We start from the raw sequence: 20,311 nt of genomic DNA on the forward strand, positions 1-20,311 counted from the left end.
TCCTCCTACGAATTCGTCACGCACTTGGTGTAGAGGTCCGGCAGGCGTCCGGCGGGGTCGTAGCGGGCCTTCAGCGCCCGGTAGGCCGCGCCGCCGTAGAGCGCGTCGAACTCCTCGCGGGTGTAGCTCGCCGTCGAGTACAGCGACTTGTGCCCGTCGAGCTCCATCAGTTTCCGCTCGATCAGCCGGTTGTGGTGATCGCGCGCCATCCCGGGCCGCAGCAGGGCGTCCGACCAGAACCCGACGTTGACGTAGGTCCGGTGCGGTTCGAGGGGGTAGAGGGGCCAGGTGCGGTCGCCGCGCAGCTGCAGCGGGCAGACCCACACCGGGCTGATGCCGATCTCGCGGTGGAAGAAGTCGAGGAACTCCGCGAGGTGCTCCACCGGCACCTCGACGTCCTGGATGATCGGCTCTACGCCGGACGCCCCGGTCGCGCGCACCTGGATGCGCTCGGAGAGCCCGTAGCGCCGGTCCAGCGCGACGAGGCGCCGGTAGACGTCGCTGCGCCGGTAGCGGGCCGGCCAGACCCGGCGCACCAGCGGGTGCTGCACGCCGAGCGCCCGCGAGCACCAGAACCAGTCGGTGTCCCAGCGCCACAGGTAGTCGTGGATCGACAGGAAGTCCGACGAGCGCTGCTGGACCGACCGGTAGTAGATGCCCTGCCCGGTGTAGTCCGACAGGTACGGGGCGGAGTCGACCTGGCGGCCGAGGGTCAGGTACTGCTCGCCGGCGGAGAAGACGGTGCCGTCGAGGAAGTCGACGGGCTCGCCGTCGTACGCGCGCTCGGCGGTGATCCGGGCCGTGGCCTCCGCCATCGACGTCGCGTCGGGGAACCGCAGGTGCCGCAGGGCCACGAACGGGCGCACCGGGGCGAGCTCGATCGTCAGCGCGACCGCGTAGCCGAGCGTGCCGTAGGAGTTGGCCAGCCCCGCGTGCAGGTCGGCCGCGTCGTTGTCCGGGGTGGCGCGGACGATCTCGCCGGCCCCGGTGAGCACGTCCGCCGCCAGCACCGACTCGTGCGGGAGCCCGTCGCGGAACGACGTCGACTCGATGCCCAGCCCGACGACCGCGCCGCCGAGGGTGATCGTCTTCAGCTGCGGGACCACCAGGGGCATCAGCCCGTGCGGCAGCGTCGCCGCGACGAGGTCCTCGTAGGTGGTCATCCCGCCGACGTCGGCGGTGCGCCGCTCGGGGTCGACGTGCAGCACGCGGTCGAGGCCGTCGACCTCGAGGCCGCCGGCTCCGTCGCGGAAGCGGAAGAGGTTCGACGTCCGCTTGTGCAGCCGCACCGGCGCGTCGGCCGGCAGCGCGGCGAGCCGGGCCCGGGCGGCGGCGACCGCCCGTTCGTGCGCCGTCGAGAACCCTGTCGTCGCGTCTGCCCGGCTCACGGCCCGGAGACTATGCCTGGTACGCACCAGCGGCACCCGGCTCGTCAGTGGGATCCTTCACGCCGAGCCGACACGAGGAGGGGCACCGATGGGCGAGCTCCGGACCTACCGGGACAAACGGGACCCGGCGCGCACTCCCGAGCCGTTCGGGGAGGTCGGTGGCACCGACACCGACGCGGGTGGCCGGTTCGTCATCCAGGAGCACCACGCGCGGCGCCTGCACTACGACGTCCGGCTCGAGCGCGGCGGGGTGCTCGTGTGCTGGGCGGTGCCCAAGGGCCTGCCGGACGCGCCCGGCACGCCCCGCCTGGCCGTGCACACCGAGGACCACCCCCTGGAGTACCTCGACTTCCACGGCGAGATCCCGGCCGGGGAGTACGGCGGCGGGTCGATGACGATCTGGGACTCGGGCACCTACGAGACCGAGAAGTGGACCGACGACGAGGTCGCGGTGGGGCTGCGCGGGGAGCGCACCGACGGGCGGTTCGTGTTCTTCCGGCCGAAGCGGGGCACCGAGGAGAAGGACTGGCTCGTCACGCGGAAGGCGGAGGCGCAGGCGCGGCCGCCGCGCAACGTGCAGGCACCCCGCGTCTCGGTCGGCGGCCGCGCGCTGAAGCTCTCCAACCTCGACAAGGAGCTCTACCCGGGCGCGACGGGCGGGCAGGGCCTGAAGAACGCGGTGATCGACTACTACGCCCGCGTGGCCGACACCCTGCTCCCCCACCTCGCCGGCCGGCCCCTGACGCTGCGCCGGTTCCCGGACGGCATCGAGGGCGAGTCCTTCTACGAGAAGAACGCCGGCCGCAACGCGCCGGACTGGTTGCGCACGGTGGTCGTCCCGACGCCGGGCTCCTCGCGCGGCTCGGAGTCCGCCCGGTTCGTCGTCGTCGAGGAGCTCGCCACACTGGTCTACCTCGCCAACCTCGCGGTGCTCGAACTGCACGTCCCCCAGTGGCGGGTGGACGCGCAGGACGTCCCGCAGCCGCCCGACGAGCTCGTGTTCGACCTCGACCCCGGACCGGGCACGGGGTTGCTCGAGTGCGCGCGCGTCGCCTGCCGGGTCCGGGACCGCCTGGCCGCCGACGGGCTGGCGCCGGTGGTGAAGACCAGCGGGTCGAAGGGCATGCAGATGACCGCGCCCGTCGTCGTGACCGATCCCGGCCGGACCTCCGAGTACGCCCGGGCGATCGCGCAGGAGCTCGCCCGCGAGACCCCCGACGACGTGACGGCCGTGATGGCCAAGGACCGCCGGGGCGGACGCGTGTTCATCGACTGGTCGCAGAACAACACCTCGAAGACGACGGTCGCGCCGTACTCGCTGCGGGCACGCGCGGCCCACGGGGCGCCGACGGTGTCCACCCCGCTGACCTGGGACGAGGTCGAGGCGGCCGACGACGCCGCGGCGCTCGTCTTCTCCCCGGCCGCGGTCCTGGACCGCATCGCCGAGCACGGCGACCTGTACGCGGGCGCCCTTGCGGAGGGCGCCGGGCTGCCGGGCTAGAGCAGGCCCTTCGCGACGCCGCCGACGCCGCCGACGACCCCGCCGACCGCGTCGACGGTGTTGCCGAGGAGCCCCTTGTCCTGCTTCTGACCTCCGCCCGACGACCCGCCCGACGACCCGCTCCCCGACGACCCGGAGGAGCCCGACGAGGTCGGCTTCGGCTTCGGCGTCGTGCTCCGGCCCTCGCCGTCGTCGTCGCCCGAGGTGGTCGTCGGCGTCGTGCTCCCCGTGGTCGTCGTCGGAGCCGCGGACCGGGGGGTGATCCTGGTCGGGGCGGGCGGCGTCGTCGGGCGGACGACGGCCGCGGGCTGCGGCGCCGGCACGACGACGGGTGCGGGCGCGACCTGCGGTGCTCCGGGCGCGACGCCGGGAACGGTGAGAACGCCCCCGGTCGGGTCGCCGGCGTCGGTGGCGCCGCGGCGGGTGGTCGTCCCGCTCTGCGCGCCGTCGAGGGCCTGGGGGGCGCCGGCGGTGAACGTGTCGACCTTGGGCAGCGGGTCGTCCGAGCGGTCGTTGGCCACGGCGTTGATCGCCAGTGGCACGGCCGTCACGGCCGCGGCGACCGAGAGGACGGCGACCCCCCACCCGCGCAGCGGGCTGTCCGCGCCGCCCCGTCCCGCGCGGCGGTGACGGCTGGTGACCGTGGGCGCGGGGGCCGGCGTGCCCGCCTCGTCGAGATGGCGTTGCGCCCACGACGGCAGGGCGGTGGTGGGCTCCCCCGAACCCCGTTCCGCCGAGCGGCGGTGCCGCGAGCGCGTCAATTCGTCCCCCGAGTCCGACTCCACGTCATCCGTGATGACAGCGGTGACACTACTCCATGTGTACGTATCCCCCCAAGGTGGTCCGGGAGTGACCGCTGATCATCGTAGCGACGCCGTGATCACGCCGTGTCACGATCGTGACCGGCGTCCGGGCTAACCGCGGCGCCCGGTCGACACGGACGGTCCCTCCCGCGGACACCCGCCGGTCGTCCGGGTCGGGCAGACTGCGGCGCGTGTTGCCGGCCGTGCGTTCCCACCCCTACCTCGCCGCCCCCCGCCCCCGGGCGTTCGCCCACCGGGGCTGGCACGTCGGGGACCTCGCGGGCCTCGAGAACACCCTCGCCGCGTTCACGCGCGCCCGCGAGGAGGGCTACGCCTACGTCGAGACCGACGTGCACGCGACCCGCGACGGGGTGCTCGTCGTCCACCACGACGCCACGTTGCGCCGGGTCGCGGGGCACCCCGGCGTGCTGCGTGCCCTCGACTGGGCGGACCTCGCCGACGTGCGGGTCCGCGGCCGGGAGCGTCTCCCCCGGCTCGAGGAGGTGCTGGAGGCCGAGCCGGGGCTGCGGTTCAACGTCGACATCAAGTCGCCGGGCTCGTTGCGTCCGATGCTCGACCTGCTCGAGCGCGACGACGTCGCGGAGCGGGTGGCCGTCGCCAGCACCGACGAGGGCCGGCTGCGGACGGTCCGGCAACGGTTCGGCGACCGCGTGGTCACTGGCGTGTCGGCCCGGGCGGCACTCTCGCTGCGCACGCGGTCGGTCCTCCCCGGGCCGCTCGCCCGGCGCGTGCCCGTCGGCGGTGACCTCGCGCAGCTGCCCACGCACGTCGGGGCCCTGCCGGTGATCGACCCGACGTCCCTCGCCACCGCGCACGCGCTGGGCATCGAGGTGCACGTGTGGACGATCGACCGGGCCTCGGAGATGCACCGGCTGCTCGACCTCGGCGTCGACGGCCTCATGACCGACCGTCCCGACGTGCTGCGGGACGTCCTGACGGTCCGCGGGGAGTGGCACCCGGCCTGACTCCGGACGGGTGGCACGCCACCGGATGGCGCCCGCCGCGGTGTGACCTGCCCGGCACCCGGGTAACACGGACGTGAACACATCGATGTGTGCCAGGGGTCGCGACCCGTGCCACGGGCCGGGCGTGAGACGGGTCACGACCACGTGTCCGGCGGGTGTCACGGGAACGAACACCCGGCACCGGGCGTTGGGACCTGGGTCGCCCCCACGAGGGCGACACGCACGCAGTCGAGGAAAGGACAGCACTCATGGCCGACCGCGTCCTCCGTGGAAGCCGCCTCGGAGCCGTCAGCTACGAGACCGACCGCGACCACGACCTCGCCCCCCGCCGTGCCTTCGCCTACCGCTGCCCCAAGGGCCACGACTTCGAGGTCCCGTTCTCCGACGACGCCGAGGCGCCGGTCACCTGGGAGTGCCGCCTCCACGGCGAGGAGGGCAAGCGGATCGACGGCACCGAGCCCGAGCAGAAGAAGGTCAAGCCGCCGCGCACGCACTGGGACATGCTGCTCGAGCGTCGCTCCGAGCCGGAGCTCCAGGAGCTTCTCGAGGAGCGCCTCGACCTCCTCAAGGAGCGCCGCGGCGCCTGATCAGGCCGATCCCCGACCCCGTCACCGCTCAGGTGGCGGGGTCGAGTCGTGTCCGGCGCCGGCCGGTCAGGCGGTCCCGGACGGCCCACGCCGTGATCCGCCACAGGGCCTCGCGCACCACGGTGCCGCTCATCTTCGACGCGCCCGCCGACCGCTCCGTGAACACGATCGGCACCTCGCGCACCGTGTAGCCGGCCCGCTGCACGCGGAACGCCAGGTCGACCTGGAAGCAGTAGCCCTGCGAGGACACCGGGCTGGCCGTGACGGTCTCCAGCACCTCGCGGCGGAACAGGCGGTATCCGCCCGTGACGTCCCGGATCCCGAGGCGCAGCGCCCGGCGCGAGTACACGTTGGCCGAGCGGGACAGCGCGTTGCGGTACCAGGGCCAGTTCACGACCCGCCCGCCCGGCACGTAGCGCGAGCCCAGGACGAGGTCGGCGCTCCCGGTGCGGGCGGCGGCCAGCAGGGACGGGAGGTCCTCCGGGGCGTGCGAGCCGTCCGCGTCCATCTGGACGATCCAGCCGACGTCCTCGGCCGCGTGCGTCGCCATGACGTGGGCGAACGCGTCGACGTAGGCCGCGCCGAGCCCCCGCTTCGGGCGGTGGTGCAGCACGGCGATCCGGTCGTCGCGCGCGGCGAGGCCGTCCGCCAGCTCGCCCGTTCCGTCGGGGCTCCCGTCGTCCACCACGAGCAGCCGCACCCCCGGCACGGTGCCGAGCACGCGCTCGACGATCCCCGGCAGGTTCAGCCGCTCGTCGTAGGTCGGGACCACGACGAGCACACCGGACCCGTCGGCCGCGGGTCCGGCCGCCGCCGGCACCGGGATCTCCTGCGATCGCGATGCGCTCATGCCGCCCCACCCTTCCGCCGCCGCACGAGGCCCCCCACGACGACCGTCGCCAGTCCGAGCCCGGCGAGCACCCACTCGGGGCCGGCGCCGAGCCGGGTGGCCAGGGTAGTCGTGGTGCGCAGCGGGACGGTGTCGACGAGCACGCCCGGCGTGAAGAGTTCACCGGTCCGGTCGAGCACCGTGCCGTCCGGCGCGATGATCGCGCTCTGCCCGCTGGTCGCGGCGATCACCACGGCCCGGTCGTGCTCCACCGCGCGCAGCCGGCTCATCCCCTGCTGCTGGTAGGTCATGTTCGTGTCGCCGAAGGTCGCGTTGTTCGTCGGCACGGTGAGCAGGTCCGCCCCCGCCGTCACGGCGTCGCGCACGTCGCCGTCGAACACGACCTCGTAACAGGTCGCGACGCCGAGCCGGGCCGGTCCGGCGTCGAGGACGGGCGTCCCGGTGCCGGGCTCGAAGTCGACGACCCGGGCCACGTCGCCGGAGAACAGCGAGGCGATCCCGCGGATCGGGATGTACTCGCCGAACGGCAGCAGGTGGCGCTTCACGTACTGGTCGGTCGGCCCGACCCGCGGGGTCCAGACGACCGCGGCGTTGCGCGGCCCCTGCACGAGCACGGTGCCCTCGGCGTTCGTCGTGCCGCGCAGCACGGCGCCGACCACCACCGGTACGCCGATCCGGTCGGTCACGGCCTGGATCTCCGCGCGGGCGTCGGCGTTCGCGAACGGGTCGATGTCCGAGGAGTTCTCCGGCCAGATGACGAGGTCCGGGCGGCGCACCTGCCCCGCCGCGACCCGGTCGGCCAGGAGCTGCGTCTCCCGGACGTGGTTGTCGAGCACCGCGCGGCGCTGGCTCGCGAAGTCGAGCCCGGCCCGGGGCACGTTGCCCTGCACCGCGGCAACGGTGATCGTCCGGTCCCCCGGGGCGCTCGCGGGGTGCGCCGGGACCGCGAGCCCGACGACGGGTCCCACGAGGACCGCGACGAGCGCGCCCACGAGGGGCACGACCCGTCGTCGGGACCGGAGGGACCGGACCAGCGCCCACAGACCGGCACCGGAGAGCACCACCGCGAAGCTGACCAGCGGCGCGCCGCCCAGGGAGGCGAGCTTCGCGTAGGCCCCGCCCGCCTGGCCGAACGCGAGCTTCGACCAGGGGAACCCGCCGAACGGCGCCCGCTCGATGAGCGCCTCCCCCGCCACCCACAGGCACGCGATCCAGAGCGGGGCGCCGGGCAGGCGGGCGAGCAGCGGGACGAGGGCGAGCGGGACCGCCGTCGCCAGCACCACGACGAGCAGGGCGAACAGCCAGACGGCGCCGACGTACGTGCCGGTCCAGGACAGCAGCGGGTACTCGAAGGCCACCGCGGCCAGCGCGCCCCAGCCGAACGCGGCCTTCCACGGGCGGTCGGCGACCGTCCCGACCAGCAGCGCGATCCCGAGCGGCGCGGCCCACCACCAGCCCAGCGGCGGGAACGACGCGTAGAGCGCGAGGCCGGCGACGATCGCGGCGACCGCGCGCAGGACCGTCGCCGACCACCCCACGCGGGAGGGGACCCCTCGTGCGACAAGAGCGCTCGGATCCTCCCCTCGCGAGCGGCGCGTCAGCACGACAGCAGCTCGTGGGGGCGGGTGTTGACCGCCTCGCACCCGTCCTCGGTGACGACGACGATGTCCTCGATGCGGGCGCCCCACCGGCCCTCGAAGTAGATGCCCGGCTCGATCGAGAAGGCCATGCCCGGCTCGAGGGTCAGCCCGTTGCCCGCGACGATGTAGGGCTCCTCGTGCACCTCGAGCCCGATGCCGTGCCCGGTGCGGTGCACGAAGTTCTCTCCGAACCCGGCGTCGCGGATGATCGCGCGGGCGGCCTCGTCGACGCTCTCGGCGCTGACCCCGGGCCGCGCCGCGGCGACGGCCGCCGCCTGCGCCCGCTGCAGCACCGCGTAGGCCTGCACGATCTCGTCGGTCGCCCCGCCGACGACGTAGGTGCGGGTGCAGTCGGAGTTGTAGCCCTCCGGGAGCGGGCCGCCGATGTCGACCACGACGACGTCGCCGGTCTCGATCACGCGGTCGGACACCTCGTGGTGCGGGCTCGCGCCGTTCGGGCCGGAGCCGACGATGACGAACGCGGCCTCGGCGTGCCCGGCCTCGACGATGGCGGCGGTGATGTCCGCGCCGACCTCCGCCTCGGTGCGCCCCGCCCGCAGCAGCCCCGGCACCTGCTCGTGCACGGCGTCGATCGCGGCGCCCGCCCGGCGCAGGTACTCGACCTCGGCGGGGTCCTTGCGCATCCGCAGCTCGCGCAGCACCGGCGTGGCGAGCTCCTGGGTGGCCAGCGGCAGCGCGTCACGCAGGCCGAGGACGTGCAGCGCGGGCATGTCGGAGGCGACCGCGACCCGCTTCACGCCGTCCAGGCACGCCGCGACCAGCCCGTGCGGGTCCTCGCCGTCGACCCAGTCCAGGACGCGGATCCCGGCTCGGTCCACGCCCGTCCCCTCGAGCCCCGGCCGCTCCAGGCGGGGCACCACGAAGGCGGCCTCGTCGCGAGTGGGCAGCACCAGCGCGGAGAGCCGCTCGTGGGAGTGCTTGACGACGCCCGCGAGGTACTGCAGGTCCGGCCCCGGCGTCACGACCAGGGCGTCGACCCCGACGTCGGCGGCGAGCCGACGGGCACGGTCGAGGCGGGCGGTGACCTGGTCAGCGGAACCCATGGGGCCACCTTAGGTAGTTCTCCCCTCCCCCGGCACGCGCCCCGGCGGCAGGGTGGCGCCCATGACGACCCCCGGCGACCACACGGCCCTGCTCGAGCGCCTCGACGGCGAGCTCGCCGACCTCGGCGTCCGCCTCTCCCGCGTCCGCTCCGAGCTCGGTGGGCTCCGGGCGGCCCCGTTCCCGACGACGACCGGCTCCGCCCCGGTCCCCGGGTCCGGGCGCGGCCCGGTGCCCGTGTCGACCGCCGCTCCGCCCGCGGGCCTGGCGCCGTGGGCACCGCCGGTCCCTGCTCCCGCGCACGTCTCGGCGCCGGTGCCCGCCGTCCCGCCGCCCGGTCCGCGGGCGTGGGCGCCGCCGCCCGCCGTCGCCCCGTCCCCGCAGCGCCCCCGCCTCCCGCGGCTGCCCCGGCTCTCCGGCGCCCGCCTGCTCGCGGCCACCGGAGCCGGCGTGACCCTGCTCGGCGTCGTGCTGCTGCTCGTGCTGGCCGCGTCGCGCGGGTGGTTCGGCCCGGAGGCCCGCGTCGGACTCGGCGCGCTGGTCGGCCTCGGACTGCTCGGCGCCGGGATCGTGCTGCAGCGTCGTCGGGCCGCCGAGCACGACAAGGCCGCCGGCACGGCCGACCCGGGCCCCGTCTCGCTGGCCGCCACCGGCCTCACCGCGCTCTACCTGACCGTCGCCGCCGCGACCTCGCTCTACGACCTCCTCCCCGCCGTCGGCGCCCTCGTGCTCGCCCTGCTCGTCGCCGGCGGCGGGCTGGTGCTCGCCGACCGCTGGCAGCGCCGCGACCTGGCCCTCGGCGTCGTCGTCGGCGTCGACCTGCTCCTCCCCGCGGTGGTCGACGCGGCCGGCGCGCTGCTCGTCGTGCTCCTCGTCGTGATCGTCGCCGCCACGGTGCCGGTCGCCGCCCGGCGGGGGTGGCCCGTGCTCGTGGCCGTCTCCACCGCCTTCGCGGCGCTGGTCGCCCTCGTCGGCGCGGGGGCCGTCGGGATCGCCGGCGCGTCCACGACCGGGATCGCCCTCGCCGTCGCCGCGCTGCTCGCGGTGGCCGTCGTCGCCGCGCTCGTGCTCGTGTCCACGCCGGACGCGTCGGCCGCGAGCACGGTCGTCGCGGGGCTCGCGCTCGCCCTGCCGGTCCTCCCCCTGCTCGCCGTCGCCCCGTCCCTCGACCGCCCCTGGGGCGCGGTCCTCGACGTCGCGGCGATCCTGGTGCTCCTCGGCGCCGCCGTGCCGACCGACCGCGGGTCCCGTCGCGTCCCGGCGACCCCGGCGGTGAGCGTCACCGCGATCGCCGCGGCCGCCGTCGTCGCGCTGCAGGCGGTGCCGCTCGCCCTGACGGGCGCCGCGCAGGGCGGGACCCTGCTCGGCCTCGCGGCGGTGCTCGCCGTGCTCGCGGCGCGGACCGGTCGGCGGGTCGTGCTGGTCGTCGCGGGCGCGTTCGGCGCGGTGGGCGGCGTGCTCGCGCTCGTGCGGGACCTCCCGCTCGACGTCGTCGTGGACGGCGACGTCCGCCCGACCGGCACGCTCGTCGGGATGGCCGTGGTCGGCATCCTGCTCGCGGCCGCCTGCGGGGCACTGCTCCACGCCGTCGCCCGCGCGGACCTGCTCGGCGGCCGCGACCGCACGGCCGTCGTCGTCGGCCTGCTCGGCGTCGTCGGGCTGTACGGCGCGGCGGGGGTGGTCGTCACGGCGGCGCTGGCCGTGGCGCCGGACCGGACCGGGTTCCTCACCGGGCACGTGCTGGTGACGATCTCCTGGACCGCGCTCGCGCTCGTGCTGCTCGTGCGCGGGGTGGGCGCGGTGCTCCCCCGGGTGCTCGGCGGGGTGCTCGTCGTCGCCGCCGTGGCCAAGCTGATCCTGTTCGACCTCATGGCCCTCGACGGGCTGGCGCGGGTCGTCGTGTTCCTCGGTGCCGGACTGGTCCTGCTCGTGGCCGGGACCCGCTACGCCCGGCTGGTGACGTCGGCGGAGGTCGACCCTGGCACGCTTGCGCAGCATGACGGAGACGCAGCGGAGCGCAGCTGGACCCGGCGGGACTGACGGTCCCGTGCTGCTGCTGGACTCGGCGAGCCTGTGGTTCCGCGCCTTCTACGGGGTGCCGTCGTCCCTCACCGCCGACGACGGCACGCCGGTGAACGCGATCCGCGGTTTCTGCGACATGGTCGCCCGCCTCGTCCGCGCCCGGCAGCCCTCCGCCGTCGTCGCCTGTCTCGACCGCGACTGGCGGCCGGCGTTCCGCGTCCGCGCCCTGCCGTCGTACAAGGCCCACCGGGTCGACACCTCGTCGGGCATCGACCCGTCCGACCCGACCGTCGGCGGCGGTCCCGATGCCGAGGCCGCCCCACCGGAGCTCGGCGTCCAGGTCCCGGTGATCCTCGACGTCCTCGCCGCCGCGGGCATCCCGACGGCGGGTGCGGAGGGCTTCGAGGCCGACGACGTCATCGGCACCCTCGCGTCCGGCGAGGCGACCCGGTCGGTCGAGGTGGTCACCGGGGACCGCGACCTGCTGCAGCTCGTCCGCGACGCGCCGACCCCGGTGCGGATCGTCTACATCGCCCGCGGGGTGTCGAAGTACGAGGTCTACGGCCCGGAGGAGGTCGCGACGAAGTACAACGTGCCGGTCGGCCGGGCCGGCGACGGCTACGCCGAGATGGCGATGCTGCGCGGCGACCCCTCCGACGGGCTCCCCGGTGTCCCGGGCGTCGGCGAGAAGACCGCGTCGCAGGTGGTGTCGAAGTTCGACTCGTGGGCCGAGCTGATCACCGCCGTCGTCGAGGGCGGCGACGCCCGGCTCTCCTCGGCCGTGCGCCAGAAGCTGGTCAAGGCCGCGCCCTACCTCACGGTGGCCCCCGAGGTGGTGCTCGTGGCGAAGGACGCCCCGATCGACTGGACCGGGTCGACGCGCTCCCTGCCCCACGAGCCGGCCGATCCCGACGCCCTCGCCGCTCTCGCCGAGCGCTGGAGCCTCACCGGCTCGGTCGACCGGTTGACGGCGGCCCTCGCCGGCCAGGACGCGTAGGCCCCGTCAGCGCGGGTGCCGGCGCAGCACCATCGGCGGCGCCGCGGCGTACCAGGCCTCGGTGACCAGCTCCTCGAGCTCGTCCACGGCGATCCGGTCGAGGTGGACGAGGACGCTCGCGTGTCCGTCGAAGTGCGGCGTCGTGAAGTAGACGCCGTCCTCCGCCACGAGCGCCTCCTTCGCGCCGAGGTCGGGCACCCGGGCGCCGAGCACCGGGCCGGGCTGCTCGGTCCACCCCAGGTCGGCCAGGTCGCGGCCACGCAGTGGGCGTTCCCAGACGACGAGCTTCTTCTTCACCTTCCAGGACGTGGACCCGCCGTACGTCCCGAGCTCCTCGACCTCGGGCAGCGCGAGGGCGATGCGCCGCACGTCGTCCCACGTCGCCATGCCGGCCGACCCTAGCGGGGCCCTCATGATCAGCGAGCACCGTCGGTGGCGCGTGGGGTGCGCCGGGCACCGCACGTGCTCGGTGATCATGGGCGGGGTCCTAACGGGGCTGGCCCACCTCGTAGGTCCCCGACTCGTCGACGACGTCCACCGGGATGCGCATCGGGCGCCCGTCGACCGTCCCGGTGCAGGTGAACGTGGTGCCGGGCCGGACACGTTCGCCCTCGGGGCACGTGACCCCGGTGACCTGGCGCTTCCAGTCGCGGGTGACCACGTCGGTGACACCGCGCTCGACGGCGGCCCGGTCGAGGACGTCGTACCGGGCGAACCGCGGCCCGACGAGGAAGGCGAGCAGCGCGACGACCACCAGCGCGAGCACGACGACGCCCAGGACGACGCCGAGCACGATCCGCCGCGTCCGTCGTCGGCGCGCCGGGTCGGGCGGCGAGGCCTGCGGAGGTGCGGGCGCCCACCCGGGCGCCGTCTGCTGCCACGGCCCCGGCTGGAACGCCGGGTTCGGCCAGGCGGCGCCGGGCGTGGGATCGGGAGCGGTGCCGCTGGTCCGTGCCGGGACGACGTCGCCCGGTCCGGGCGCCGTGACACCCGACGGCGGGGTCGCGTCGGTGTCACCGGTCGGTGCCGCCCCGGTGGGGTGCGCATCGTCGCTCCAGCGCACGCCGGTCGGCCGCGGCGGTGCCGGGACCTCGGGCGCCAGGGACGAGTCCTCCTCCGGCGCGGCCGGGGTGTCCTCGGGACCCCGCGCCGACGACTCCCCCGCCGTGTCGGTCACGCCGCTCACACTCTCACGGCGTCGGGGACGATCAGGCCTCCCCCACCGCCACCACACCCCGACGGATGGCGCGCCCCGCCTCGGCGGCCGCCCGCCCCACCGGGTCCTCGGTGCCGCACACGGCGCGGACCTGGTCGAGCAGGTCGAGCACCTGCCGGCACCAGCGCACGAAGTCGCCGGCCGAGAGCTCCAGCCCGTGGGCGCGCGCGGAGGACAGCACCACCGACAGCGCGTCGCCGCGGGCCCACCGGTGCACCGGCCAGGCGAAGCCCAGGTCGGGCTCGCGGGTGCGGTCGAGGTGGTGGCGACGTTCGTCGGCGACGAGGTCGGTCCACAGCTGCGCCGTGGCCGTGACCGCCCCCTCGACGGCGTCGGGGACCCGCGGGATGCCGCCGTCGTCCCGGCGCGAGTCGTAGACCAGCGACGACGCGACGGCCGCGAGCTCGGCGGGCTTGAGCCCCACCCACACCCCGTGCCGCAGGCACTCGGCCACCAGCAGGTCCGACTCGCCCCAGAGCCGGGACAGCCGGTGCCCGGCCGGGGTCAGCTCCTGCTCCCCGGCGGCGCCCTCCAGGTAGCCGCGCTCGCCCAGCAGACCGCGGATGCGGTCGAAGGTGCGCGCCAGCGAGTGGGTGGTGGACCGCACGCGCTGCTCGAGCTGCTCGGTCTCCCGGGTCAGCCGCGCGTGCCGCTCGGCCCAGCGCGCCCGGTCCTCGCGGTCCGCCCGCCCGTGGCACGGGTGCGAGCGCACCGCGCGGCGCAGCGACGCGAGCTCCGGGTCCTCGGACCCGGCCCCGGCACCGCCGCGTCGTCGGGAACGTCCGGGGTTCTCGATCCCGGTCTCCCGCAGCGCGTTGGCGAGGTCCCGACGGACCCGCGGCTCCTTGTGGTCCACCCGCTTCGGCAGCTTCATCGAGCCGAGGGCGTTCACCGGGTCGGGGAAGTCGGCGAGCGAGAGCCGCCCGGCCCACCGGTCCTCGGTGAGCACGAGCGGGCGGGGCTGCATCCCGCGACCGGAGCGGTCCACGCCGGGGTCGAGCACGACGGCGAGGCCGGCGCGCTTGCCCGACGGCACCGCGATCACGTCGCCGCGGCCCAGCGCCTCGAGCGACGCCGTCGCCTCCGCCTTCTGCTCCGACCGGCCCTGCCGCGCGAGCTGCTTCTCCCGCTCCGACAGGCGTCGGCGCAGGTCCATGTACTCGGCGAACGACTCGGCGGAGGCGCCCTCGCCGTCGGACGTGTCGCCGCCGCCCATGGCCTCGGCGTAGCCCTCGAGGGCCTCCCGGTTGCGCTCGACGCGCTTCGCGAGGTGCACCACCGAGCGGTCGGCCTGGAACTGGGCGAACGACTGCTCCAGCAGCTCCCGCGCCTCGACGACGCCCACCCGGTCGACCAGGTTGACGGCCATGTTGTAGCCGGGCCGGAACGACGAGCGCAGCGGGTAGGTGCGGGTGGAGGCGAGCCCGGCGACCTGCGCCGGGTCCATCCCCGGCGCCCACAGCACCACCGCGTGGCCCTCGACGTCGATCCCCCGCCGACCGGCACGCCCGGTGAGCTGCGTGTACTCGCCCGGGGTCAGCTCGACGTGCGACTCGCCGTTGTACTTGACGAGCTTCTCCAGCACGACGGTGCGCGCCGGCATGTTGATCCCCAGCGCCAGCGTCTCGGTGGCGAACACCGCGCGCACGAGGCCCTGGACGAACAGCTCCTCGACGGTCTCCTTGAACGCCGGGAGCATGCCGGCGTGGTGGGCGGCCACCCCGCGCTCGAGCCCCTCGCGCCACTCCCAGTAGCCGAGGACGTCGAGGTCGGCGTCGGGCAGGGCCGCGCAGCGGCGGTCGACGATCGCGCGGATGCGGTCGACCTCGTCGCGGTCGGTCAACCGCAGCCCCGACCGCACGCACTGCGTGACGGCTGCGTCGCAGCCGGCGCGGCTGAAGATGAACGTGATGGCCGGGAGCAGCCCCGCCGCGTCGAGCCGTTCGATGACGTCGACCCGCGACGGCGGCCGGTAGCCGGGGCCCCCGGCGCGGCCGCTGCGGCCCGGGCCGGACCCGCGGTCGTCCCGACGACGCCCGTCGCGCCCGCCGCGCGGCGGCGGCCCGGAGCGGCCGCGGCGGTGCCCGGGTCCGTCCCGGTCGACCTCGGCGACGGCCTTCGCGAGCGTCGGGTCGACCTTGACCCGGTGGTCGCCGTGGCCGCGGGACTCCTCGGCGAACAGGTCGAACATCCGCGACCCGACCACCATGTGCTGCCACAGCGGCACCGGCCGGGTCTCGTCGACGACGACCGTGGTGTCGCCGCGGACCTCGACCAGCCAGTCGCCGAACTCCTCGGCGTTCGACACCGTCGCCGACAGCGAGGCGAGCTGCACGTGCTGCGGCAGGTGGAGGATGACCTCCTCCCACACGGCGCCACGGAAGCGGTCGGCGAGGTAGTGCACCTCGTCCATCACCACGTAGGCGAGACCGTCGAGCGCCGGGGAGTCGGCGTAGAGCATGTTGCGCAGCACCTCGGTCGTCATCACGACGACGGGGGCGGACCCGTTGACGGCGGTGTCGCCGGTCAGCAGACCGACGGCGTCCGCGCCGTGCCGGGCGACGAGGTCGGCGTACTTCTGGTTCGACAACGCCTTGATCGGCGTCGTGTAGAAGCACTTCTGACCCCGCGCGAGCGCGAGATGGACGGCGAACTCACCGACGACGGTCTTCCCGGCGCCGGTGGGTGCGCAGACGAGCACACCGTGTCCCTCCTCCAGCGCGAGGCAGGCGCGTCGCTGGAAGTCGTCGAGCTCGAAGCTCAGGGACGTGACGAAGGTGCCGAGCTCGGGGTGCGCCGCGCGGGTGCGCGCTGCGGCGTAGGCCTCGGCGGGAGAGCGGGCCACCCCCCCACCGTGTCACACATCGGTGGGGGCGCGCTGGCAGAAGGCGACCGAGTCGGCTCAGTCGGCCTTGCGGGCCTCGTCGGGAACCGTCTCACGCGGCTTCTCGACGGCGGGCGCGTCGACCCGGGAGGCCTCGACCGGCTTCGGGGCGGGGGCCTCGGCGGCGCTCGAGCCCTTGGCGCGCTCGTCGTCCTCCTTCATGCCGCGGGTCTCGGCCTTGAAGATGCGCATCGACTGCCCGAGGCCGCGGGCCATGTCGGGGAGCTTCTTGGCGCTGAAGAGCAGCACGACGCCGACGATGGCGACGATGATCCATTCGCTCACGGGAGAGCTCCTTCCGTCCTCCCGTCCGACTGTACCGGGGACGAATCGGGCGCCCGACGCTGCTCCATCCGGACGCCGAGTGCGGCCGTCCGGGCGCGGAGCAGACCGAGCCGGTCGGACAGCAGCGCGCCGAAGGCGGAGGACACGGTCGTGGTGCGCCGTAGCGTGCGCAGCAGGCCCACCACCAGCAGGGCGAGGGCCACGAGGGCCACGACGACGGCGACGATGCTCCACACGATGGGACCGACCACGGCGGGACCCTAGCGTCCCTCAGCCGACGCCGTAGGCCGCGAGCGCCTCGCGCGCCCGGTCCGCGCGCTCGGCGGCCAGCTCGGGCGGCCACAGCACCTCGACGGTCTCGCCGAGACCGAGCAGGAGCCGCACCATCCAGGCCCGGTCGCCGTAGCGCATGTGGACCCGGGCGGAGCCGTCGTCGTCCGCGACCACGTCCTCCATCGGGTAGTACTCCGCCACCCAGCGGGCCGCCGGAGCCAGGCGCAGGGCCGCGAGCGGCCGTCCGGCGTCCGGGGCCAGCAGCCCGGTCGCGTCCGCCGGGACGTCCCGTGGCGCGGCGTCCGCGGGCGGCCGGGCGGGCTCGTCGAGGATCTCGGCGTCGTCCACCCGGTCGAGCCGGAACATGCGGACGCCCTCGGCCCGCCGGCACCACGCCTCCAGGTAGGTCGACCCGTCGACCATCATCAGCCGCATGGGGTCGACGTCGCGGCGTCCGACGGCGTCCCGCGAGGCCGAGTAGTAGGTCAGGCGCAGGGCGCGGTGCCGGGCGACCGCGTCGCGCACGGTCGCCTCGGCCCGCGCGTTGCCCGGGGTGCGACCCATCCCGACCGCGACGGTCTCCGCCGACGGGTCGTCGGTCCGGCCGGAGGCCTGCTCGATCTTGGCGAGGGCGCGCTGCACGGCGTCGGTGTCGACGACGCCCGGGGCGTCGGCGAGCGCGCGCAGCGCGACCGCGAGGGTCGCCGCCTCCGGGCCGGAGAGCCGCAGCGGCCGGGAGAGCCCGGCGTCGTACACCACGGTGACGGTGTCCCCCTCGAAGGACAGGTCGACGAGGTCGCCCGGGCCGTACCCGGGCAGGCCGCACATCCAGAGCAGCTCGAGGTCGCGGCGCAGCTGGGTCTCGGTGATGCCGAACTCGGCGGCCGCCTCCGCGACCGGTACCCCCGGCCGCGCCAGCAGCCACGGCACGAGCGTGAGCAGGCGCGGCAGGCGCTCGGCGACACCCTCGGCGCTCACGGGCGCGCCCCGCTCAACGTGTCGGCGCTCGACGTGTCCGCGCTGGCCCGCAGCGTGGCGACGACGGCGTCGCGCAGCTCCGGGGGCTCCAGCACCACCGCGTCGGGCCCGTGCCCGGCGATCCAGCGGGCCAGCGACTCGAGGCGGGCGAGGTCGAGCTCGACGACGTCCGGGTCGCCCTGCGGGTCCGGGCGCCCGGCGCGCCGCAGGCCGGCCGCCCGCCCGGGGGCGAGGCGCACCCGGGCCGTGCCCGACGGCGGGGGTGGTCCGGCCGAGCGGGCGACGAGGTCGACGAGGTCGACGCCCTCGGGCCGGGTCACCGCACCGCGCGGGCCCACCGTGGTCACCTCGCCCTCGATGCGCGAGATCCGGAAGCAGCGCACGTCGTCGCGGTCGCGGTCGTGGCCCACCAGGTACCAGCGGCCGCGATAGGACACGACGCCCCACGGCTCGACGGTGCGGGTGCGCGCCGGAGCCGCGGGGTGGCCGCGGTGGGCGAAGGTCACCGCCTGGCCGGCGCGGGCGGCGGCGAGCAGCGGGGCGAACGCGGGCTCGGTGGTGCGCACACGGGGCTGCACCTCGGAGGCCGCCGTCGGGTCGACCTCGACGCCCGCGGCGCGCAGCTTCGTCACCGCGGTGCGGGCCGCCCCCGCGAGCTGGGGCGAGTCCCAGAGCCGGGCCGCGAGGGCGACCGCGGTGGCCTCGTCGGGCGCGAGGTCGATCGCGGCGAGCTCGTAGTCGCCCCGCGCGATCCGGTACCCGTCGACCGTGTCGAAGATCGACTGCTTGCCGGTCTCCAGCGGGATGCCGAGCTCGCGCAGCTCGGCCTTGTCCCGCTCCAGCATCCGGTAGAACGCGTCGTCGGTGGCGGCGTCCTCGTAGCCCGCGACCGTGGTGCGGATGCGGTCGGCCGTGAGGAACTGCCGGGTCGAGAGCAGGGCCAGCACCAGGTTCACGAGACGCTCGGCACGAGCGGTCGGGGCGGCGGGCACGCCCCAGAGGGTACGTCCGCCGCTCGATCTTGTGTTCGACATCCCGGATCCCGGCGCGTCCGGGTCGGGTCAGGCGGAGTCGGCGCCGCCCCGGTTGGCCGAGCGGATCTCCAGGGCGCCCTCGGCGTTGCGGTCGACCTCGAAGCTGTAGGTCTCGCGCGTCGTGCGGCCGCTCGAGGTCACGAACTCCAGGACGGCCCGCGCCGAGGTGCCGTCGACCTGGACGTCGGTCGCGCTCACCGACGTGATGCCGCCCCAGAACCGCTGGTAGCCGCCGTAGCCGCCGGAGGCCTGGCGGGCGTCGCCGGAGAGCAGCGCCCACGCCCCGGGGATGTTGCCGGGCAGGCTCGCGTAGTAGGCGGTGACCGTGCGGCGGGTGTCGTCCTCCGTCACCGGGGCGTCGGGGTCCGGCGCCTCGTCGGCCGCCGTGGGGCTGCCGGGCGACAGGGGGGCACCGGCGACGGGCGGCACGGTCTCCGTGCTCGGCGCGGTGGCCGGGGCGTCGGCGGTGGAGGGCACGGGTGCCGGCGCGGCGACCGTGGCCTGCGGCCCGGGCGTGCGGGCGTCCTCCGCGGCGGCCAGGGCGGCGCCCACGCCGGCGGCCAGGACGACCGCGGAGGCGGCGGCCACCGCGAGCACCCGACGACGGCGGGTGCGGCCGCGGGCGGGCGGGGTCGAGGCGACGGTGCCGCCGGCCGGGGCGAGGGGGAACCAGCCCTCGCGGTCGTCGGACCCGTCGTCGGGATCCGCGTCGGCGCGCGTGTCGTCCGGGCCGGTCGGCGGGGAGACCGTCCCGGCCGCGGGACGCCGTCCGGCGACGTCGGCGGTGGAGGGGTCGCCGGGCTCGTCGGGTGCCGGGGCGGGCGGCGCGACGGCGGGGACGGGCAGCGCCGCCTCGGCCTCCCCCAGGGCGGCCCGGGCCTCGAGGGCGGAGCGCAACAGGGCGGTGTCGGGCCGGTGCCGGGCCTCGAGCCGGAGCATCGCCGAGAGCGGACGGCCGAGCACGCCCGCCCGCGCCGCCGGGCGCAGCCGCCCCTCGGCCATGGCGTGCAGCACCGCGAGCGTGTTGTCGAGCCGGCCGCAGACCAGCTCGTTCTCCACCGCGGCGTACAGCGTGGCGCCCAGCGAGAACACGTCCGAGGCGGACGTCGGGTCGCCGCCGCGCGCGACCTCGGGGGCGAAGTAGCCCGGGGTGCCCGCGACGAGACCTCCGCCGGTCGCCGTCGTGTCCCAGGAGGCCCGGGAGACCCCGAAGTCGGTGAGCTTGGCGACGCCGTCGTCGGTGATGAGCACGTTGCCCGGCTTCACGTCGCCGTGGACGATCCCCGCCTCGTGCACCGCCGAGAGCGCGTCGGCGATCTGCGCGCCGATCCGGGCGACCTCGGTCGGGGGCAGCGGGCCCCGCTCCGCGAGCACCGCCGCGAGCGAGCGCGAGGGCAGGTACTCCATGACGATCCACGGCATCGAGCCGTGCATGACGACGTCGAACACCGCGATCGCGCGGGGGTGCACCACCCGGGCCGCGATCCGGCCCTCGCGCATCGCCCGGGCGCGGGCCGCCCGGATCTCGGCCTCGTCGCCGTCCCGCGGCGGCGTCAGCTGCTTGACCGCGACCGTGCGGCTCAGCCGGCGGTCCCACGCCGACCACACCACGCCCATCGCGCCGGCGCCGAGGCACTCGCCGACCCGGTAGCGCCCGGCCAGCAGCGTGCCCTCGACGTCCGGATCCGGCGTCACGGGTGCGGCGTCGTGCAGGGTGCTCGGCTGGTCGGCGGGCGTCACCCGGGACGTGCGGTCCTGGTGGTCCATCGGCTGTGTGCCGTCCTCGTCCTCGGTCGATCGGTCAC

18 protein-coding genes are annotated in these 20,311 nt (G+C 75.8%); 5 read left to right on the forward strand and 13 right to left on the reverse strand.

Annotated elements, in window-relative coordinates:
- Window positions 1-5 precede the first annotated feature (5 nt).
- Window positions 6-1,388 carry an FAD-binding oxidoreductase gene (locus ACQPYX_RS17395; RefSeq protein WP_433798571.1) on the reverse strand — a complete coding sequence of 461 codons (1,383 nt, stop codon included), beginning with the start codon at window positions 1,386-1,388 and terminating at the stop codon, window positions 6-8.
- A gap of 88 nt (window positions 1,389-1,476) precedes the next feature.
- On the opposite strand from ACQPYX_RS17395, the gene ligD reads away from it, so the two are divergent.
- The gene (gene ligD / locus ACQPYX_RS17400; RefSeq protein ID WP_433798572.1) at window positions 1,477-2,889 is read left to right on the forward strand and encodes a non-homologous end-joining DNA ligase; all 1,413 of its coding nucleotides are present in this window, start codon (window positions 1,477-1,479) and stop codon (window positions 2,887-2,889) included.
- Here ligD and ACQPYX_RS17405 read toward each other — a convergent pair.
- Window positions 2,886-3,674: a hypothetical protein gene (locus ACQPYX_RS17405; protein ID WP_433798573.1), complete on the reverse strand. Its 789-nt coding sequence runs from the start codon at window positions 3,672-3,674 to the stop codon at window positions 2,886-2,888. The two genes, ligD and ACQPYX_RS17405, sit on opposite strands and share 4 nt — an antisense overlap.
- 209 nt (window positions 3,675-3,883) lie before the next feature.
- On the opposite strand from ACQPYX_RS17405, the gene ACQPYX_RS17410 reads away from it, so the two are divergent.
- Both ACQPYX_RS17410 and ACQPYX_RS17415 read left to right on the forward strand, forming a co-directional pair.
- Window positions 3,884-4,678: a glycerophosphodiester phosphodiesterase family protein gene (locus ACQPYX_RS17410; protein ID WP_433798574.1), complete on the forward strand. Its 795-nt coding sequence runs from the start codon at window positions 3,884-3,886 to the stop codon at window positions 4,676-4,678.
- Window positions 4,679-4,926: 248 nt separating this feature from the next.
- Window positions 4,927-5,265 (forward strand): RNA polymerase-binding protein RbpA, encoded by a 339-nt coding sequence (locus ACQPYX_RS17415; protein ID WP_018333474.1) that lies wholly within the window; start codon window positions 4,927-4,929, stop codon window positions 5,263-5,265.
- Window positions 5,266-5,293: 28 nt separating this feature from the next.
- Here the strand turns inward: ACQPYX_RS17415 and ACQPYX_RS17420 are convergent, their stop codons facing one another.
- The 3 genes from ACQPYX_RS17420 to ACQPYX_RS17430 are packed head-to-tail and all read right to left on the reverse strand — an operon-like array spanning window position 5,294 to window position 8,819.
- Entirely contained in the window at window positions 5,294-6,115 is an 822-nt protein-coding gene (locus ACQPYX_RS17420; protein WP_433798575.1) for a polyprenol monophosphomannose synthase, read from the reverse strand.
- Window positions 6,112-7,653 (reverse strand): apolipoprotein N-acyltransferase, encoded by a 1,542-nt coding sequence (lnt, locus tag ACQPYX_RS17425; protein ID WP_433798576.1) that lies wholly within the window; start codon window positions 7,651-7,653, stop codon window positions 6,112-6,114. Before lnt ends, ACQPYX_RS17420 begins: the two co-directional genes overlap by 4 nt.
- A gap of 59 nt (window positions 7,654-7,712) precedes the next feature.
- Entirely contained in the window at window positions 7,713-8,819 is a 1,107-nt protein-coding gene (locus ACQPYX_RS17430) for a M24 family metallopeptidase (RefSeq protein WP_433798577.1), read from the reverse strand.
- A 61-nt stretch (window positions 8,820-8,880) separates the two neighbouring features.
- Between ACQPYX_RS17430 and ACQPYX_RS17435 the strand changes: the two genes are divergently transcribed.
- Window positions 8,881-10,857, forward strand: coding sequence for a DUF2339 domain-containing protein (locus ACQPYX_RS17435; protein ID WP_433798578.1), 1,977 nt, complete (start codon window positions 8,881-8,883; stop codon window positions 10,855-10,857).
- Window positions 10,814-11,836, forward strand: coding sequence for a 5'-3' exonuclease (locus ACQPYX_RS17440; RefSeq protein WP_433798579.1), 1,023 nt, complete (start codon window positions 10,814-10,816; stop codon window positions 11,834-11,836). The genes ACQPYX_RS17435 and ACQPYX_RS17440 overlap by 44 nt, the downstream gene beginning before the upstream one ends.
- 6 nt (window positions 11,837-11,842) lie before the next feature.
- Here ACQPYX_RS17440 and ACQPYX_RS17445 read toward each other — a convergent pair whose 3' ends face one another.
- The 8 genes from ACQPYX_RS17445 to ACQPYX_RS17480 all read right to left on the reverse strand — a co-directional run bounded on the left by ACQPYX_RS17445 (window position 11,843) and on the right by ACQPYX_RS17480 (window position 20,273).
- Entirely contained in the window at window positions 11,843-12,223 is a 381-nt protein-coding gene (locus ACQPYX_RS17445) for an MmcQ/YjbR family DNA-binding protein (protein WP_433798580.1), read from the reverse strand.
- A 100-nt stretch (window positions 12,224-12,323) separates the two neighbouring features.
- Entirely contained in the window at window positions 12,324-13,013 is a 690-nt protein-coding gene (locus ACQPYX_RS17450) for a DUF4333 domain-containing protein (RefSeq protein ID WP_433798581.1), read from the reverse strand.
- 31 nt (window positions 13,014-13,044) lie between these two features.
- Window positions 13,045-15,897, reverse strand: coding sequence for a DEAD/DEAH box helicase (locus ACQPYX_RS17455; RefSeq protein WP_433798582.1), 2,853 nt, complete (start codon window positions 15,895-15,897; stop codon window positions 13,045-13,047).
- Window positions 15,898-15,954: 57 nt separating this feature from the next.
- Window positions 15,955-16,221 (reverse strand): Sec-independent protein translocase subunit TatA, encoded by a 267-nt coding sequence (tatA, locus tag ACQPYX_RS17460; RefSeq protein WP_433798583.1) that lies wholly within the window; start codon window positions 16,219-16,221, stop codon window positions 15,955-15,957.
- Window positions 16,218-16,472, reverse strand: coding sequence for a bacteriophage holin (locus tag ACQPYX_RS17465; protein WP_433798584.1), 255 nt, complete (start codon window positions 16,470-16,472; stop codon window positions 16,218-16,220). The genes tatA and ACQPYX_RS17465 overlap by 4 nt, the downstream gene beginning before the upstream one ends.
- Before the next feature lie 19 nt (window positions 16,473-16,491).
- Window positions 16,492-17,472 carry a helix-turn-helix transcriptional regulator gene (locus ACQPYX_RS17470; protein ID WP_433798585.1) on the reverse strand — a complete coding sequence of 327 codons (981 nt, stop codon included), beginning with the start codon at window positions 17,470-17,472 and terminating at the stop codon, window positions 16,492-16,494.
- A complete protein-coding gene (locus tag ACQPYX_RS17475) occupies window positions 17,469-18,464 on the reverse strand; it encodes a helix-turn-helix transcriptional regulator (protein ID WP_433798586.1) in 996 nt (331 codons plus the stop codon). The genes ACQPYX_RS17470 and ACQPYX_RS17475 overlap by 4 nt, the downstream gene beginning before the upstream one ends.
- Window positions 18,465-18,533: 69 nt before the next feature.
- A complete protein-coding gene (locus ACQPYX_RS17480) occupies window positions 18,534-20,273 on the reverse strand; it encodes a protein kinase domain-containing protein (protein ID WP_433798587.1) in 1,740 nt (579 codons plus the stop codon).
- Window positions 20,274-20,311 lie beyond the last annotated feature (38 nt).

Source organism: Actinomycetospora sp. CA-084318 (genome assembly GCF_050955885.1).
Lineage (GTDB): Bacteria > Actinomycetota > Actinomycetes > Mycobacteriales > Pseudonocardiaceae > Actinomycetospora.